The sequence below is a fragment of the Alcanivorax sediminis genome (genome assembly GCF_009601165.1).
GTDB classification, from domain to species: domain Bacteria; phylum Pseudomonadota; class Gammaproteobacteria; order Pseudomonadales; family Alcanivoracaceae; genus Alcanivorax; species Alcanivorax sediminis.
On the sequence record NZ_WIRE01000001.1, the window covers coordinates 2,163,170 to 2,180,155 of the forward strand.

At 53.2% G+C, this 16,986-nt stretch carries 12 protein-coding genes; 8 read left to right on the plus strand and 4 right to left on the minus strand.

Going from position 1 to position 16,986, the window contains the following annotated elements:
* Positions 1–67 precede the first annotated feature (67 nt).
* A complete protein-coding gene (locus GFN93_RS09875) occupies positions 68–487 on the minus strand; it encodes a CBS domain-containing protein (RefSeq protein ID WP_153500936.1) in 420 nt (139 codons plus the stop codon).
* Positions 488–975: 488 nt separating this feature from the next.
* Positions 976–2,271: an MFS transporter gene (locus GFN93_RS09880; protein WP_153500937.1), complete on the minus strand. Its 1,296-nt coding sequence runs from the start codon at positions 2,269–2,271 to the stop codon at positions 976–978.
* Positions 2,272–2,847: 576 nt separating this feature from the next.
* On the opposite strand from GFN93_RS09880, the gene GFN93_RS09885 reads away from it, so the two are divergent.
* From GFN93_RS09885 to GFN93_RS09910, 6 genes are all read left to right on the plus strand, one after another.
* Entirely contained in the window at positions 2,848–4,074 is a 1,227-nt protein-coding gene (locus tag GFN93_RS09885) for a M48 family metallopeptidase (RefSeq protein WP_328594494.1), read from the plus strand.
* A complete protein-coding gene (locus tag GFN93_RS09890) occupies positions 4,075–4,737 on the plus strand; it encodes a TIGR00266 family protein (RefSeq protein WP_153500938.1) in 663 nt (220 codons plus the stop codon).
* Positions 4,738–4,749: 12 nt separating this feature from the next.
* The gene (locus GFN93_RS09895) at positions 4,750–5,433 is read left to right on the plus strand and encodes a TIGR00266 family protein (RefSeq protein ID WP_153500939.1); all 684 of its coding nucleotides are present in this window, start codon (positions 4,750–4,752) and stop codon (positions 5,431–5,433) included.
* A gap of 10 nt (positions 5,434–5,443) precedes the next feature.
* On the plus strand, positions 5,444–6,463 hold the full coding sequence (locus GFN93_RS09900; protein WP_153500940.1) for a TIGR00266 family protein: 1,020 nt from the start codon (positions 5,444–5,446) through the stop codon (positions 6,461–6,463).
* Positions 6,464–6,879: 416 nt separating this feature from the next.
* On the plus strand, positions 6,880–7,944 hold the full coding sequence (locus tag GFN93_RS09905; RefSeq protein ID WP_194285783.1) for an OmpA family protein: 1,065 nt from the start codon (positions 6,880–6,882) through the stop codon (positions 7,942–7,944).
* Between the two features lie 88 nt (positions 7,945–8,032).
* Entirely contained in the window at positions 8,033–11,863 is a 3,831-nt protein-coding gene (locus tag GFN93_RS09910) for a binary toxin-like calcium binding domain-containing protein (RefSeq protein WP_153500942.1), read from the plus strand.
* A 342-nt stretch (positions 11,864–12,205) separates the two neighbouring features.
* Here the strand turns inward: GFN93_RS09910 and GFN93_RS09915 are convergent, their stop codons facing one another.
* Complete coding sequence (locus tag GFN93_RS09915; protein WP_153500943.1) at positions 12,206–13,471, minus strand: TolB family protein; 1,266 nt, start codon at positions 13,469–13,471, stop codon at positions 12,206–12,208.
* A 338-nt stretch (positions 13,472–13,809) separates the two neighbouring features.
* On the minus strand, positions 13,810–14,778 hold the full coding sequence (locus GFN93_RS09920; protein WP_153500944.1) for an esterase/lipase family protein: 969 nt from the start codon (positions 14,776–14,778) through the stop codon (positions 13,810–13,812).
* A 272-nt stretch (positions 14,779–15,050) separates the two neighbouring features.
* Between GFN93_RS09920 and GFN93_RS09925 the strand changes: the two genes are divergently transcribed.
* On the plus strand, positions 15,051–15,725 hold the full coding sequence (locus tag GFN93_RS09925; RefSeq protein WP_153500945.1) for a TetR/AcrR family transcriptional regulator: 675 nt from the start codon (positions 15,051–15,053) through the stop codon (positions 15,723–15,725).
* A gap of 48 nt (positions 15,726–15,773) precedes the next feature.
* Positions 15,774–16,796 carry a lipase secretion chaperone gene (locus GFN93_RS09930; RefSeq protein WP_153500946.1) on the plus strand — a complete coding sequence of 341 codons (1,023 nt, stop codon included), beginning with the start codon at positions 15,774–15,776 and terminating at the stop codon, positions 16,794–16,796.
* The last annotated feature ends 190 nt before the right edge of the window (positions 16,797–16,986 follow it).

Genomic DNA, 16,986 nt, shown 5'->3' on the forward strand with positions numbered 1-16,986 from the left:
GCAAAGATCCAAAGTGGTGCACTTAAAGACTGAAATGCTGCCTCAATATTGTGCAATCTCCTCGGGGCTAGCTCGCCTTCTTGCTCAGCTCGGCCAGCTTGTCATCCAGCATGTTGAGAATATGACGGCGGCTGATGACGCCCAGTACCTTGTTACTGGCATCCACCACCGGGTAGATCTTCGGCTTGGCGTTGAGCATCTGCTGGGCCAGTGAGAGCACATCACTGTCCAGGGAAACGGTCAGCACCTCGGTCTGCATCAGATCCTTTACCGTGGCCACGCGCTGATTGTGATAGACCACCTGCAATGCGGCCTGCAGGCATTCCCGTTCACTTATCCAGCCCACCAGCGTGCCGCTGTCGTCGGTCACCGGGCTGCCCAGCATGTCCTGCTTGATCAGGTTGCTGGAGGCTTCCACCACGGGCATGGCCGGGTGGATTTTGGCAAAGCGGGTGCTCATCAGTTCTTTGATAGAAGACGTTTCCATGGGTGGACCCCTCGCAGTGTTCTCAGGTTATTCAAATGGGTAATAACGGCTTAAATGCCGCTTGTTACCCCTGATACTGCGTAAACCGTGCCAAGTCTGAAGGGAAGACATTGCGGGTGGTTTTGTGGAGCCGGGCCTGCAGCATTTTCCGTAGGAGCCTGCCCGCAGGCGATCCGAGCCAAAGCGAGGTAATAAAGCGAGTTGCAAGTGACGAGTATCGAGTTGCGAAAATCAAAAGCGTAGAAACCTTTTGCACCCAGAGGGGGTGAGTTTTGATCTTCGAAACCCGAAACCCGAAACCCGAAACCCGAAACCCGAAACCCGAAACCCGAAACCCGAAACTCGAAACCCGAAACTCGAAACTCGAAACTCGAAACTCGAAACTCGCCAGCAACAGCTTGTATTTGCCGCCCTTCCCGTAGGCGCGGTCGTCCGACCGCGATAACGGTCATCGAAATGCCAACCCTTTCGCGGTGGAACCACCGCTCCTAGAGGGAGGGTTTGTCCGGGGGTGATTCACGATGGCTGGAATCTGAGTCACGGGCGTCCTCGCTTTCTACCTCCACTTCTTCCTCCGGCATCATTTCCAGAGCTACGGGTGAGGTGCGCACCATGGGCACAAACTGGGTGGAATGATCGGAGAGGTCTTCGCGCACCACATGCAGCCGCATCAGGGTATAGAGCGCCAGTGCCAGCTGCATGATCATAAAATAGAAAGGCAGGGAGCCAGCGCCGAACCATTCCATCAACTGGCCAGCCAGCGCTGGCCCCATGGCCGCCCCCACACCATGCAAGAACAGCGCACTGCTCCCGCCGGAGAGAATCTGGTTCGCATCCAGCCGGTCGATCATGTGCGCCAGCGCGACGGGATAGGCGCAAAAAGCCAGGCCGCCATAGATCGCGATGCTCAGGTACAGAAGCGGCGTGTTGCCATCCGATAGCCACACCAGCAATGCAGCGGCCGTCGCGGCCAGACAGATCACCATCAGTACACTGCGCCGGTCATGAGTGTCGGAATAGCGGCCCAGTGGATACTGGAACAGGGCGCCACCCAGGATGGCCATACTCATGAATGTCGCCACGCTGGCGCTATCCAGCCCCACGCGGTTGGCATACACCGGCCCGAGCCCCCAGAAGGCGCCCATAGCGAGCCCTGACAGCAGGGCGCCTGCCACTGATACCGGTGCAGCCCGGTACAGTGCCTTGAAGCGAAGCCGCGTCACCGTTTCCACAGGCGGCTGTGCAAAGCGGGTCCAGGTCACGGGCACCAGGCTCACGCTGATCAGCATGGCGGCCACGGCAAACAACATGAACGACATGGCCGACTCCAGCCGCAACAATTGCTGCGCCGCCGCCAGCGCCCCCAGGTTTACCGCCATGTACACCGCAAACACCCTGCCGCGTTGTTCAGCCGGCGTCTGTCCGTTTAGCCAGCTTTCCACCACGGTATAGAGAATTACCAGCACAAAGCCGTTCAATATCCGCAGTACCATCCACACCCAGGGTTCTACAAACATCACATGTAGCAGGGCAGAGCAGGCCGCCAGAGCTGCGCACATGGCAAAGGCACGGATATGGCCGACGCGTCGAATCAAAGGCAGGGCGGCAAACGTGCCGGAGAAGTAGCCGAGAAAGTACCCGGACATGATCAGGCCCAGCGCACTATCGCTGTAGCCTTCCAGGCTTCCGCGCACAGCCAGCAGTGTATTGAGCAGCCCACTGCCCAATAGCAGCAACGCCACCCCCAGTAACACCGCACCAATGGGCACAATCAGCGGAAACATTTGTCCTCCTTGAAAGCTCGACCCTGGGCCAGTGATATCAGACAAGCGGGAACCATGCCAACCGCGTTAACCTTCTGGAATGACTGAAAAAAATACACGCGCATGTCGTGCCGGTCACAGCCAGTTTAGTCAGCTGTCCAGCTTGGCATGATTGTCATCTGAATCTTCATGCCTAATCCCTCGTAGGTAAGGCTTGCCGAAATCAATGCCCTTTGCCCTCACTTAGAGCTAGCCGCTATATAGCCCGGCGTTGGCATCAAGAACTGAAAAAAAGCAGCTGCGAGGTTTCATCTCCATTGGGCATCAACATTGATTGTGAGGGCCATAGGTCTAGTCGCCAACCACTGCTTCCCGCTGCAAACAAGAGTGGGAAATGGGGCCAAAAAAACGGCTAAATTGCGGAGATGCACATGGAGAGAGTGTTGCGGGAGATCATGCATAATTCTTACTGGGATTATAGTGCCAAAGGTTTACCTTCTATGCAGTTTTCTCTATAACTGGAGCCCATTCTTTTACGCGGTGGCGCCACCTTGAGTGTCATCACTGTCGTTCTTTTTGCGCTTCAGGGAGGAAGCTGTGACAAGACAGCAGGTCGATGGCCACGCTTTTCATGATGGTTTCGCCAAGGGCAGGGCGTCTGGCCAGATTCTTATCGATGCCAGTACCGTGCGCTTTACCAATGATTCCGCTTCAGTGGCGCTCCCTCTGAGTGGAGTGAAGGCCCGCCTGGGAGGCGCCAGTGACCGGCTGGTGTTCTTCGAGCATCCGGATTATCCCGACTGGCAGCTCTACACTGCCGATCGCTCAGTCCTCAAAAATCCCCACTTCCAACAACACAAATCATTGTCGCGTCAGGTCGCGGGAGCCCGACGTCTGCGCATCTTCAATTGGAGTGTGCTGGGCTCAGTGGTGGGTCTGATTATCGCGGTGCCCTTGTTGCTGGTGCTGTATATGGACACGGTGACGGGCTGGATCGCGCCAACGCTGCCTGCCGAATGGGAAGAGTCGCTCGGGGAAAGCGCCCTGGCCCAGTACAAGATCGGCCAGTCGATGATTGAGTCGGAGGCCATCAACGAGTCGTTGGACGCACTGGTTGCGCCCCTGCTGAAGCATGCAGATAACGACCGCTATGAATTCCATGTCTACATTGCCAATGATGCCGAGCTTAATGCCTTTGCATTACCGGGCGGCTACATCGTTTTGAACTCCGGGTTGCTGCAGCGTGCCGAGAGTGCCGATGAAGTATTGGGTGTGCTTGCCCATGAAATTGCTCACGTGACCGAACAGCATGGCGTCAGGCAGGTGATGGCCCGTGCGGGCCTGGTTCTGACCGTGCAAGCCCTGGTGGGGGATGTGAACGGCATTATGGCCATGATCGCGGCGGCCACCCCGGCGCTGTTGTCGCAGAGTTATTCCCGTGGTTTTGAAACCGCAGCGGATGAGCATGGCTTTGCGTTACTGGAAGAGGCAGACATCAACCCGAACGGGCTGGTGTCATTCTTTGAAAAAATCATTGAAGAAGAACAGGCACGTCTTGAGGAGATTGAGGATGAGGACAGCAAGGCGGTAATGGAAAATATCATGCCGTTGCTGAGCAGCCACCCGGCCACGCAAGAGCGCATTGAAAACATGCAGGACATGATTGCGGGTTCAGATGGTCGGTACCTCACTCTGGAAAAAGAATTCCTGGCCCTGCAACAGCAGGTAAGGGAAGCCGTGGCGGCCATGCCACGGGATGATAACGACGATATGGAAAAGGATGACCTGAATGAAGACACGGAACGTAACTCGGGGGAGAGTTGAATGAAAAGTGAAATCAAAGGGGGCGCGGCGTTCTCCTACATCGATATGGATCTGGAACCCGGTGAAAGCGTGATCACCGAATCCGATGCCATGTCCAGCATGGATGCCCGCCTTGATCTGAAAGCGATTTTTAACGGCGGCCTGCTGCGGGGCCTGCTGCGCAAGTTTCTCGGTGGGGAGACCTTGTTTGTCAGCCGCTTTACCAATAATGCTGACAGCCCGGCCAGGCTCACCATCGTGCAGCCCACTCCAGGGGAGGTGCGCTGCCATGAATTGAATGGCGACAGCCTGTTCCTTCAGCCGGGGGCGTTTCTTGCCTGTGAGGAAACCGTTTCACTGGGGCTGCGCTGGGCGGGCTTCATTTCCTGGATTGCCCGTGAAGGCCTGTTTCGTCTCGAAGTAAAAGGCAACGGCAAAGTCTGGTACGGCGCCTACGGTGCGTTGCTGGAACGGGAAGTGGATGGCGAGTTCATCGTCGATACCAGCCACCTGGTGGCGTATGACCCGACCATCAAGCTCAAACTGCAATTGGCGGCGGGTCTGTTCTCCAGCTTCTTCAGTGGCGAAGGGCTGGTCACGCGGGTACAGGGCAAGGGGCGTGTGGTGATTCAGACGCGTTCTATCAGTGGCATTACCAGCTGGGTGAACCCCAAGCTGCGTTAACCGGAGGCAATCATGGAGATTGAATTGTTGCATCGCCCCGGCAATGCCGCGGCACGTATTACCCTGAAAGAAGGCGAAAGTTGCACCGCAGAGGCCGGTGCCATGATTGCCATGAGCGGCAACATGGGCATCGAAACCACCACCCACAAGCGTGGCAAGGGCGGTTTACTGAAAGCTGTGAAACGCATGGTGGCAGGTGAGTCACTGTTCCTGAATCACTTCTCTGTACCTGCAGGCCAGGGTGAAGTCATCATGGGCACCACTTTGTCAGGTGACATGATGGAATACGAACTGGATAACGAGAGCCTGATTGTGCAGGGCGGTTCGTTTCTGTGCTGCGATTCCGGGGTCGAGATCGATCTGGGATGGCAAGGTTTCAAGTCTGTCCTGTCCGGTGAAAGCGTCTTCTGGCTGAACCTGAAAGGTAGCGGCAAGCTGGTCGTCAGCTCGTTTGGTGCGATTTATCCGGTGGAAGTGGACGGTGAATACATTGTCGATACCGGTCATATCGTGGCCTTCAATGAAACACTGGATTTCAGCATCACCAAAGCGGGTAGCAGCTGGCTGCAGTCTTTCCTGGGTGGGGAAGGCATGGTGTGTAAATTCAAGGGCAAGGGAACGGTGTGGTGCCAGTCCCATAACCCGGGCAGTTTCGGCTGGGCCATGTCGCCAGGCCTCAAGCAGCGTCGCGCATAGGAGACATGACATGAATGAGACAGTGAATATTCGCATTCACCATGATTTCGATGAAACCGCGCTGCAACAGGCCATCTCCGGGTTTGCGGCGTTGTTCAAGACGGAAGAAGAAAAGGCATCAAAAGTGCTGCGAAGCGCCCCGGTTGTTATTCGCAAGAATGTATCTCCGGACGTGGCAGAAAAGTTTCGAGCCGCGCTGCAGAATTTGGGTATCGGCGTCACCTTTGAGCAGTCTGCAAGCCAGCCTGTCGCGGAGCCGGCACCTGCGCCTGCGCCGGTCAATGAGGCGCCTGTGGCTGCGAATCCTCCTGGGGAAGCAGCGGTGGCGGATACTGCGGTGATTGAAAGCGACAAGGATCACCCCGGCTACGCCTTCCGGATTGAAGGGCGCCCGGACTTCAGTTTTCTTACCGTCACGGTGCCCGCCAACCAGATGATCAAGGTCGAGGCCTCCGCCATGGCGACCATGGATGCCCATCTGGAAATGAAGACGCGCATGCGCGGCGGCCTGGGTCGGTTGATGACCGGTGAATCCATTTTTATCAATGAGTTCACCTCTCCTGGAGGGCCGGGAGAAATTGGCATTGCACCCGCAGCTCCCGGTGATATGGGCCACGTTTACCTGAACGAGGACACCATCTACCTGCAGAACTCAGCCTTTGTGGCTTCAGGACCGGAGGTTGCCGTAGAGAGCAAGTGGCAGGGTCTTACCAAGGGCTTCTTCTCCGGTGAAAGCCTGTTCCTTATTCGTGCCCAGGGTACGGGCGACCTTTGGTTCAACACCTACGGTGCCATGATCGAGATCGACGTGAAGGGCGACTATGTGGTGGATACCGGCAACATCGTCGCCTTCACTGAAGGTCTGGAATACAAGGTGTCCAAGGTGGGTGGCTATAAATCCCTGTTCTTCTCCGGCGAGGGCTTCGTATGTCGCTTTAGTGGTGAAGGCAAAGTCTGGATCCAGACCCGGGGTGTCGATGCGTTCCTGAGCTGGCTGCACCCCTATCGGCCAGTGCCCAAGCGGGGCTGATCCGTCAGCACGAAGTTCGTGGATCATGATGAGTAAAGCGAACCTCTTCGGGGGTTCGCTTTTTTTATTGCTGTAAATCGAGTATAGGTTTTAAGAGTCTGGAGGACGGCTAATTAGCAACAGAGTTGAACGTTGTTCAAATTTTTTTCAAGCTTCTTTATTTTAGGAAAAAATATTAGAAAAAAGTTTATGAAAAATAAGAGGATAAGGGCGCGCTCGTAATTGGGGCAATCGGCGCGTACGAGGATGGTGCGATTATTTTGTAACCGGTGTGTTTTTATTTAAATATACAATGTCATTTTTTAGGCATGAATTTTTACTTGCTATAGCTCTGCAGAACGACTCCATCTAGTTTATCTCAACCGTTATCGGTACGGATGTTTTTGGTTTTCCGTGCAAAGACACGAGGTAAAAGTATGGGGGGAGATTTCGCCTCGAAGAGGTTGGTGGTTTTAATGGCTGGGGTGTTTTTCGTGGGCACTGCCGAATCGCAATCTTACTCTTCTTCACCTGAAAAGAGCTTCTACGTGGGGTACAGAGCCGGCATATCTTTTCTCAATATCGAACTGGATGATGCTGAATATCAGTCCAAGAAAAACTCTGAATTCTCTCAAGGTCTTTTAGCAGGGTATCAGTTTTCTTCGCCTTGGGCTGCAGAGTTCTTTTGGCACGATCTGGGTGATGCCGAGGTAGTGGGTTTGCCTGATCGTGGTACACGCGGAATGGTAGAGCTGGAAACCTATGGCCTTGGTACGACTTACTCCATTGGTTATCGACCAAACCTGGATTTTGGTTTGAGTGCTGGACTAGCAGAAACCAGTTACAGCTATCGATACTATGTAGATATGGACGACGAAAACGAGCAAGACGTCTATCTCGGTGCATCGATGCACTGGCTTCCTTACAAAACATTGCATGTTCGAGCGAACTACACCTTCATTAATAACGATATTCAATTTATGACACTGGGAATTGTTAAGTATTTTCAGTTTGGTAATGAGCCGACACATCCCAACGACGAGTCAGATCCCGTTGTCCCTCTATCCGATAATCACCAGTGCGAAGATTTTGAAATCTATTTTGATGGCATTCAGTTTGCTAAGGCTTCTGTCGCGTTGAATGAAGAGTCAAGGGAGAGGCTGGAGGACCTGGCCAGTCAGCTCAAAGAGTTACCTGATGATATTCACGTCGAGATACGAGCGCAGGCCGACCGGGATGGATCGGAAACCTACAACTATTCACTTTCGATAGTAAGAGCTCGTGCCGTTCGTGATTATCTCGCCAAACAAGGATTTTCGTTAAGCAGAATCACTGCAGACGGATATGGAGAATGGGGGCTGACATCCTACTACGACCCGGTAGACACCGAAAGTGAGCTCAGGAGAGCAGATATCGTTCTGGTTGGCCTGGAGCGCTATTTGAACAACCCGCAGGCGTGCGGCGATCTTGTTAGGCGCTACTCAAAAAGCCATCCGGGCTAAACACATTAATGACAAAAGCGAACCTGGTCTCAAGCGTCAGCGTTGCTGCTTGAAATCTGGCACCTGAGTGTGAAATGAGGCAATTATCATGTTTTCGGCGATTCGATTGTCAGTAGTTTTTTTATTAGTGATGGCGTTCCTTGCAGGTTGCGGGGGTGATGATGTCAATGTCGCCCCACCTCCTGAAGAACCTAAGGTCTCTCCTGTTGTAACCGGTGCGATCTCAACTAGCAACGTCAGTGTCAAGATCAGTTTCAGCAAAGCAATGTCGAACAGTGCAATTGATATAAACAATTATTCAATTGTTCAAGAAACAGTTAATGGTGAAGTGGGCTATTTGAAGATTACTGGCGCTACGTTCGTTGGTTCTGATAGGTCGTCGGTAATAGTAAGCACCCTGTCTCAAAATGAAGTGACTTATCGAGTAGTTGTCGTGGATGTAACAGATCGCCAAGGATTGGCTCTACAGGTAGAGCCAATCAATGGGCAAGGATTTGTTTCCGCCAATACAGCTGTTTTCGCTGGTTCGCCCCCAGGAATTGGTGAGGTGACTGATTCTGATGGTGATGGGCTGGCAGATAATGATGAGCAACTTGGTTGGTTGGTGAGGGTAAAAAATACAAGTGGTGAGTTTGATATCCGAGAGGTGAGTAGTGATCCATTCAACCCGGACACTGATGGAGATGGCCTGAGTGATCTTGTAGAACGAAATCTACTGACTGATCCAAGAAGATTTGATTCGGATTCAGATGGGTTGTCGGATGCGCATGAGTTTAACGGTGTCTTTAGTAGCCCCACTAGCCAGGATAGCGACCAGGATGGCTTGTCTGATGGAGCAGAAGTGACATTCTTTAAAACTTCTCCACTGCTGTCAGATACCGATGGAGATCAAATTGGGGACGAGGATGAAGTGATTCTCGCAAACCGAAATCCGAGATTGTCCGACCTTCCGCAGCCTAGATTCAGGGTAGAGAGTATTGGGTTAGAGCTTGACGTCAGATTTTCGGAAACGGACTCACAAGGCAGCGTCACATCAACACAAGAAACGTTCTCCAGTACTCTTTCACAAAGTAATTCAAGAACTAACACACGTACTTCCGAGATAGGTGACAAAGTTTCTGCAGGCATATCTGCTAAAACCGGGTTTGACGCTACAGTTGGCATTGGTGTGGGAATTGGGACCAAATTTTCCACCGAATTCCAGCTGACTGCTGGCTATGAGCATAGTTGGTCGTCTTCCTGGTCAGATGAAACTGCGAAATCTACTCAACAAGAATATAACAAGTCACTAACCTCCTCACGTGAAGTGACTGAAAATACCTCACTGACAAGGTCTGTCGAAGCAGCAAGGATTAGTACCCTTGTTTATCTTTCATCTGTTTCTGATGTGGCCTTCACTTTGAGAGATATTGAAGTGTCTGCGTTGGTAGATGATCCAAATGATCCCGGCACTTATGTGCCTGTGGCAACGCTGGTTCCAGCTTCATCTAATAGCGAATATAACCTCGGACCCTTAAGAGGAGAAATTGGTCCTATCATTTTCACCGCAAAGGATATATTTCCAGGCCAAGTTGAGAGGTTGATGCGAGATCCGAGCGGGGTTGTTTTCAAAATATCAAATTATAATGTCGAAGATGAGAATGGACGGAACTTTGCGTATAGCTCTCAAGATGTCACCGATAGAACGACTACCATAACGTTCGACTATGGAGGGGTGGACCCTGTCGAATCCTACAGAATTGCAAGCAGTTTTGGTCAGCCGATTAGTGTGGTTGCCCCGAAAATTGCATTGAACAAGGGGATAAGCGAGGAAGAGGTTCGTTACGCATATGGCATCAAGGATGGCGACAATGTAAGTCCTATATCCTTTGACCTTGATGGAAAGAACATAGGAGTTCAATTTCATACCATCATGCAAGATGTCATCGGTCTGACGCGCTACGAGGCGGCTAATGATGCGCCTGAATCGGAGTGGTTCAATAGCTACGCCACTGAGATTATTCCTGGTAGTGGTGGCGTGGAAAGAATAACGCGCATTCGAAATTTCAAGAATGATCCAAGCCTTTATAAAAGCTGGATGGTTCTAACAAAGAGCGGTCTTATCCTTAATGGAGGTCTTTCGTTTGGTGATGGCCAAAGCGTTAAGGTCAACGACCAGGAGTTGTCTCCAAGCACAGGTGTGCTTTTTGGCCTTGTGAAAGATGAGGATCTTGATGAAATACCTGCTCGACTTGAATCCCTACATGCATGTGATGATGCTTCAAAAGATAGTGATGGAGACTCACTGCCAGACTATTTTGAAGTGTTTGGCACGAAAGAGGTTAATGGGATCAGTGAGCCTTCCTATGTCTTTATTGATGAAGATGAAGATGAGAGTGAGACGGTCTTTAATCGATGGATTATCAACCTAGAGGAAGGGCCATCATACGAAGCATTTTCAAGCTGTAACACCTCAGACACAGATAATGATGGCATAGAGGATCACCTTGAGTACGGAACAGCCAATCAATATGTTACTGATCCATCAAGTCAGGATACCGACAATGACGGTATCGGCGATTTTGAAGAAATTTCAGGTTTTGTAAGTTTCTTGCGCGATACTGAAGGTCTTCTGGATGATAATCCAGATGATATATCTACATGCCGTGATGCGCAGGATAGTGAAATTATTGCTGCCGGTTTTTCGCTAAGTGATTTCCCAGAAAAAAGAGCCGTATTCTGCTTCACTAATCCACTTGACAGAGATACGGATGGCGACGGTGTGCCTGATGGTACCGAGTTACCAATTTACGCAAACCCCAATGTGAAAGATATTGACGACATAGGTGACTTTGACGGGGACGGGCTTTTGGGTTTTGAAGAAAACAATGGCTGGATTGTGACCGCCAGAGTAGCTGCAGATAACTTTGAGTCTGTCTGTGACCCTTCTCTTCCTGATTCACAAGGATGCCAAAAGTTTGGTCAATTACCGACTTCTGAGCCCACGGTCGTAGATACAGATGGCGACGGCCTTAACGACTTCGAGGAGTTCTCTATTCTGACTCATCCCAGGCTGGCCGATACTGACAAAGATGGGCGGCCTGACCAACAAGAGACTGAAGTGGATCCTGTTACTAATCCTCTCGACTGGGATAGCGATAATGATGTTTTCTCTGATAATGAAGAGATTCTTGGCTGGCTTGTTACTGTTGTAGGTAGCGAACCATACAGAGTTTCATCTGATCCCAATTTCGATGACGTCGACAATGATCAATTGTCAGATGGCTTTGAAAAAGGTTTGGGGACTGATCCGAATAAATTCAACACAGACGAGGATCAGTATGTCTTCTCAGATAAAGAAGAGCAGATCCTCGGGTTGAACCCCTTGGAAACCAATGATGTTTGTGTCGGTGTCACATTTACACTTGAAACCACTTTGTCAGGTGCAAATAATGATGTGAATGACGTGACTGTCGATCTGAATATAAAACCCACTGATGCGGCGATTAGCTCAGAATTCCTTTACTCTCAGAATAAGAGCGCGGGTCGATCAGGTGTTCAGAAGTATGGACCTGTGTTTACCATTCTCAAACCAGGACAGGAGTTTGTTGTTCAAGCCCAGACTGCTGTTGCACATCTGGAAACCGGACCAACAAGTCCGGCGAAATCTGGTAATAAAACATCTTCACCCTATTCGTTTAGTTTATTTAGCTCGCCTGATGGGCTCAACGAGTCGGACTCTACAACGTTTACTAATTTTGTGAGTGAAATTGATGGAATATCAATGACAGTAGTCTGGGATGTCGATGTCCTGACTGCAGCTAATGCAGATGACGGTAGTATTACTCCAAACAACCGTCGACAATGTCAGCCTGGCAAGACCGTAGTCGTTAACGACGATGGCGCAGTTACGGACGAAGACAGGCCTGTGGCTAACTAGGCTCTATTCAGTAATAGAAATTGTTCGACAAAAATGGGTTTATGTATTGGATGAATAAACACTTCCCAAACCCCCCTTGAGGTTTGCATTGCAATCCTTTCAGGAGTGGCGATATTGGTATGATGTCGTCACTCCATATTTGGGGCGCCAAGGTATTGTTGGCAAATTCTGTCAAAGCCTGCTTGTAGCTATCGCTGCTCGAAGGTCTCTATAGTAATTTTTTCTTTAAAGGGTATAAGGTATACATAATCCATACATGTATTTTGCCTGTATCTATTTTTTAATGTGAAAATACAATCCACCTGCCCCCATATTCAAGAGTCGAGGAGGGTGTCGATGCCGTCAGCCAGCCACCACCTGCGCCACCAGCTCCCCTGAAAAGACCAGCCCCTGAGTGCCATCATGGTGAACGGAGAACACAGCCTGGCCATTGGAGTAGATGATGGTGCCATCATCGAATACGTCGAAATCACACACATGATTGGCCAATACCTGCACATCGCCATAGCGGGTCTTGGCGACCAGTTCCCAATTGGCAGGCACCAGTGAGGGGATGCCATGTACCTTGCCGCCTTCGCGTAATGCTTTCTCTGCATCCACCCGCTTTCCCTGCAGCAGTATCTCTTTCACATCGGCTTGCTGCGCCGGATTGTCTGCGCTGGTCAGCGGTTTGCGGCTGTACATCAGCGAGAAGAAATTCAGGTAATGGAACAGGGCCCGCAACAGGCGGAAGGGCAGTAGCACGGTATCCAGTGCCGAATCGGAATAGCCATAGCTGGGTTGTTCGAACGGCCGGCGGATGAACAGCAGGTCGCCATTGGGGGCGACACGAGGCTTCAGATAATCTGTGTCCCGGTCTTCCAGAATAGGCGTCACGCTCCGTGATGCCATATCCAGCATCTGAATGCTGGCATTACCATGGGCCACAATGTAGCCGTCCTGGTTACGTGCCAACCCGATAGACTGGAACAGTAACGCATTGGGATCATCCGGTACCCATGCGGGGTTGGAATCCAGGGTGTCTCCGCCGGTGACTTCCCGGTAGTTGTCGCCATCGCTGTCCAGCAGGGCGATGTTGGTCGTGGCGTTAGGCTGAGTGGATGACACAGCAATCTTTTCGCCATCCGGAGAGAGGGTGATATCAGCCAGATCAAGCCGCTGCTTGAGGATCAGCCGCAGCTCCTTGCCGGACGCCTGCTCCAGCCTGAACAGTCCGCCCACCGTATCATCCTTCAGGAAGTAGAGCAGATCTCCATTGTGATCGAAGGCCAGCGAACTGCTGAGGAACGGCTTCTCCTTGGCGGGATCAAAGTTCCGCATGCCACCACCGGCGCGGACACCAAACGTGGTTCCTTCCTTCCAGCCATGCCGCGATGCCGCCTTCTCCTGTCGCCGAATAGCGTCCTCAACAAAAGGGCTGTGCAACTGCTGCACGGTACCGTTGGCGTCCCGGCGGAACATCAGGCCGTTGGAAAGGTAGGCAAAGGAACGGTTCAGCGGTCGCTGAACAAAACGTGCCGTCGAAGACGGGCGTGTGGAAGAGGGAGATTGCATCAGGAAGAGAGTGACCACCGCCGCGACGAGGATGATCCCAATTAACAAATGCATGGTGCGTCCTTTCTGTTGTCATTGTTCGAATAGCAGGGGAAGGCGTTAACTATGCCTTAAAATGAATAGGCTGACGACGGCCCTGAATCGTGGCCCATTCAGCGATATCACAAGGGTGTCTTTTATCGATGAGGGATGGTCTTTGATGGCCGTGACAGAGGTACATCCGCTTCCGGGGTTTGAGTAGTGTGGTACGGTGGCGGCCCCTGTGCACCCACACAGGGCTGATCAGACAACAGGATAATCAGCCGTTTCGCGCTTCGGTCCCGAAGCGCGTGTGGCGCAAAAAAGAGGGCACGCGTGGTGCCCTCAGCACTCTCCCTTGTGAAAAGGTATGTTTACAGGCCCCGGTTCTTCAGCCGGTTTGCGTGCTGGCGGAATACGGTGGCCGGATTGGTTTCGAAGGGACTGGTGAGGCCGGCAATCTGGTTGACCTCATCAAGGTGGTTCATCCAGTAATCATCGCGGATCACCAGGCCAAGATGGCTGGAACAGCTGGAAACCAGGCCATCATTCTTTTCGCCGAGATAGAGCAGGGCCAGCAGGCCCATGCCCGCATCGCTGATGTCCAGGGCATTGGTCAGCGGTTTGGCGCCCGACCAGGAGTAATAGCGCACGCCATTGCTGGCCTGCTCCGGGGCTTCTCCGCAGGCGTCCTGGGGCAGCCCTTCCGGATGATGGCTGTTGAACTCCGCGCTGCCTTCGGTCGACAGGGAGTACATGGCCGCCAGTGAATCCTGCTCGTAACCGCCGCTGGAAATCAGATCCAGAAAGCTGACGGCTGCATTCACAATTTCACCGATCACTTCGCCAGTAAGCGGCAGGGCCTGCTGCATGCCGAGCAGCACATCCGCCATGCGCGCGCCGGTGTGCGGTCCGGCCACGGCGGTGGCAGAGGCCACGTACTGGGGATACACCGACGCCACATAGCGCACGGTGGGGCCGCCGTGACTGTGGCCAATCAGGTTCACTTTCTCGGCGCCGGTGGCGGCCAGAATCTCCTCCACCTGACGGGCCAGCTGCTCGCCACGCACCTCGGTGCTGTTGGCGGCGGCCACCTGGGTGACATAGACATCGGCCCCACTGCGTCGCAGCTCTTCGGGTATGCGATACCAGTAGTTGTAGCCGGCGATATCATCGAAGCCGAACAGCCCATGGCTGAGCACAATGGGGTAACGGGTTTGCGTGTAGGTATCCTTGTACAGCCAATCGAACCAGCCGGCCTGGGCCGGCAGACTAACGGAAAGGCTGAACAGGAACAGGGTAAGACTGAGAGCCCGAATGGGTCCCCGTGTTGGCGTTGTCATAGCGTTGTACCTGGCTCGTTATTGTTATCGACGGTACTGCCGTTTCTACGTCGAGCCTCCCTGGTCAGGGGGTGGAGACACCTTACGGTACTTGCCATTAAAAATTAACATTAGTGTTAATATTAATTAGTTATAACGACTCTGGTGATACGTGTTAACTGGTAGCCTCAGAAAAAAGTACTGGCATCTACGCCGGGCAAGGCGGTTGGAGCCTGTCGTTCTGCGAGAAAAACACGGTAAACTAACACTGCTGTTAATCTTGGTGGGTAGTAATGAGTGAAGTAACGGCACCACGCCGGGGGCGCCCTCCGGGCAAGACCGGAAAAGGGGAAGAAACGCGTGCGCGTATTTTATTAGCCGCGCGCACGGTGTATGGCGAGCAGGGGACCAACGGCACAACCGTACAGCGGATTCTGAAGGCAGCCGGGGTATCACGGCCCACCTTCTACAAATACTTTGCCTCGGTGCCGGAAGTGATTGATGAAATCGTGCAGGCCTGCAATGCCGAAGTAGAAGGCCTTTTCCTGAAGGTGTTCGCCCAGCCGCAAAAGACGTTTTACGATTATTTGCTCATCGCGCTGAGCGGCTACCTCAACTGGGGGCGGTCGCAGGGCCCGTTGATGACCACCCGCTTTCGTGAGCTCCACGATCTGTCGTCACCGGTATCCCGGCATCGGGATGTACACAATGAGCGCATCGTCACCATCCTTCACGAGGCCATGGTGAAGCATGGCCGCACTCCGGCTGATGTGCTGGCACTGACCACCCTGGTGCAGGGGATTGAGCATCTGGGTTACCAGTTCTGTACCGAGGCAGAGCACACAGACATGCCGCGCTATATCGCGATCATGGCGCGTTTGTGCGTGAGCATGATCGGCAATCGCGATGACTGGCAGGCCATGCTGGCATCGCCGTTCTTCAGCCGCCTGATGGCGTTGGAGGAATAACGAACACAGCATCTTGATGCCAGGACATGACATAAAAAGGAGAACATCATGTCGCGGAAACTACAGGTTTTAAGCCTGCTCGTTGTGGTGGGTTTGGCGGGGCTGGGTTGGTGGCTTTTCCAACCCGATACCAGAGCCGCTGTAGCGTTGCCGGATGGAACGCAACCAGATGCACCTGCGATACGCCCCCACACCGATATACCCGTCACGCATTTTGAGGCGGCGCTGGCCCATGCGCAGACCTTGGGCGAGGCCCCCGAATCGTTAACCGGCACCCAGGTGGATGGTCAGCTACAGGTCACGGAGCAGGGCGAGTTGGTGATCACGCCGGACCTGCGTTGGGTATTCGATTACTTTCTCTCTACCCAGGGTGAAGAGACACTGGCCGACTGCCAGGCGCGCCTTGCCCGTTATCTCAATGAGAACCTGCCCCCTGACGCCGCCGCCGAAGCCTGGCGACTCTTTCAGCAGTATCTGGCACTGGGCGACGCCATGATGGCGCTGCCACCCCATGATGGTTCCCCGGCAGGCATTCGCGAGGCCGTGCGCCAGCGTAATGCCATGCAGCAGGCCTACCTGGGCCCGGAAGCGGCGGAGGCTTTCTATGGCCTGGACATGGCCTACGACCGCTACATGGCTGATCGTCAGTCGATTCTGGATGACTCATCACTGAATGAGGCGGAGCAACAGCAGCGCCTGATGGCACTCCAGCAGACCTTGCCAAGCCAGATGCAAAGCATGCTGGAGGAAACCCGGGCGCCCGTATTGCTGGCAGAAAAAACCGAAGCCCTGCGGGAGCAGGGCGCCAGCGAAGCGGAGATCCGGGCATTGCGAGAGCAACACTTCGGCGCCGCCGCCGCCGACCGGCTGGAAGCCCTGGACGAGGCGCGGGCGCAATGGGATGCCCGCTATGCGGAATATCAGCAGCAACGGCAATCCATCCTGAACAGTGGGCTGGCGGCAGAGGATCAACAGGCCGCAGTGTTACGCCTGCAACAAGCCTATTTCAGCGAGCAGGAACTCCACAGAGTGCAGGCGCTGGATCGCATCGCGCAGGATGGATCGAGCTGAAGCTGCCCGTCTGGGTTCGCTGGTAAGCCGGGCACTGCACCTGCGCAGTCCTGCTGTGGCGGGGCGGTTGTTGAGGCGAGGGAAGAAGAGGATGGGTATGCGACTGAGTGAGGGCGTGGTGGGAAATGGGAGACCTCGTATCTTGAATCAGCCTCTTCAAATCAGGATGCTAGTTCTGATGAAGCGGCCA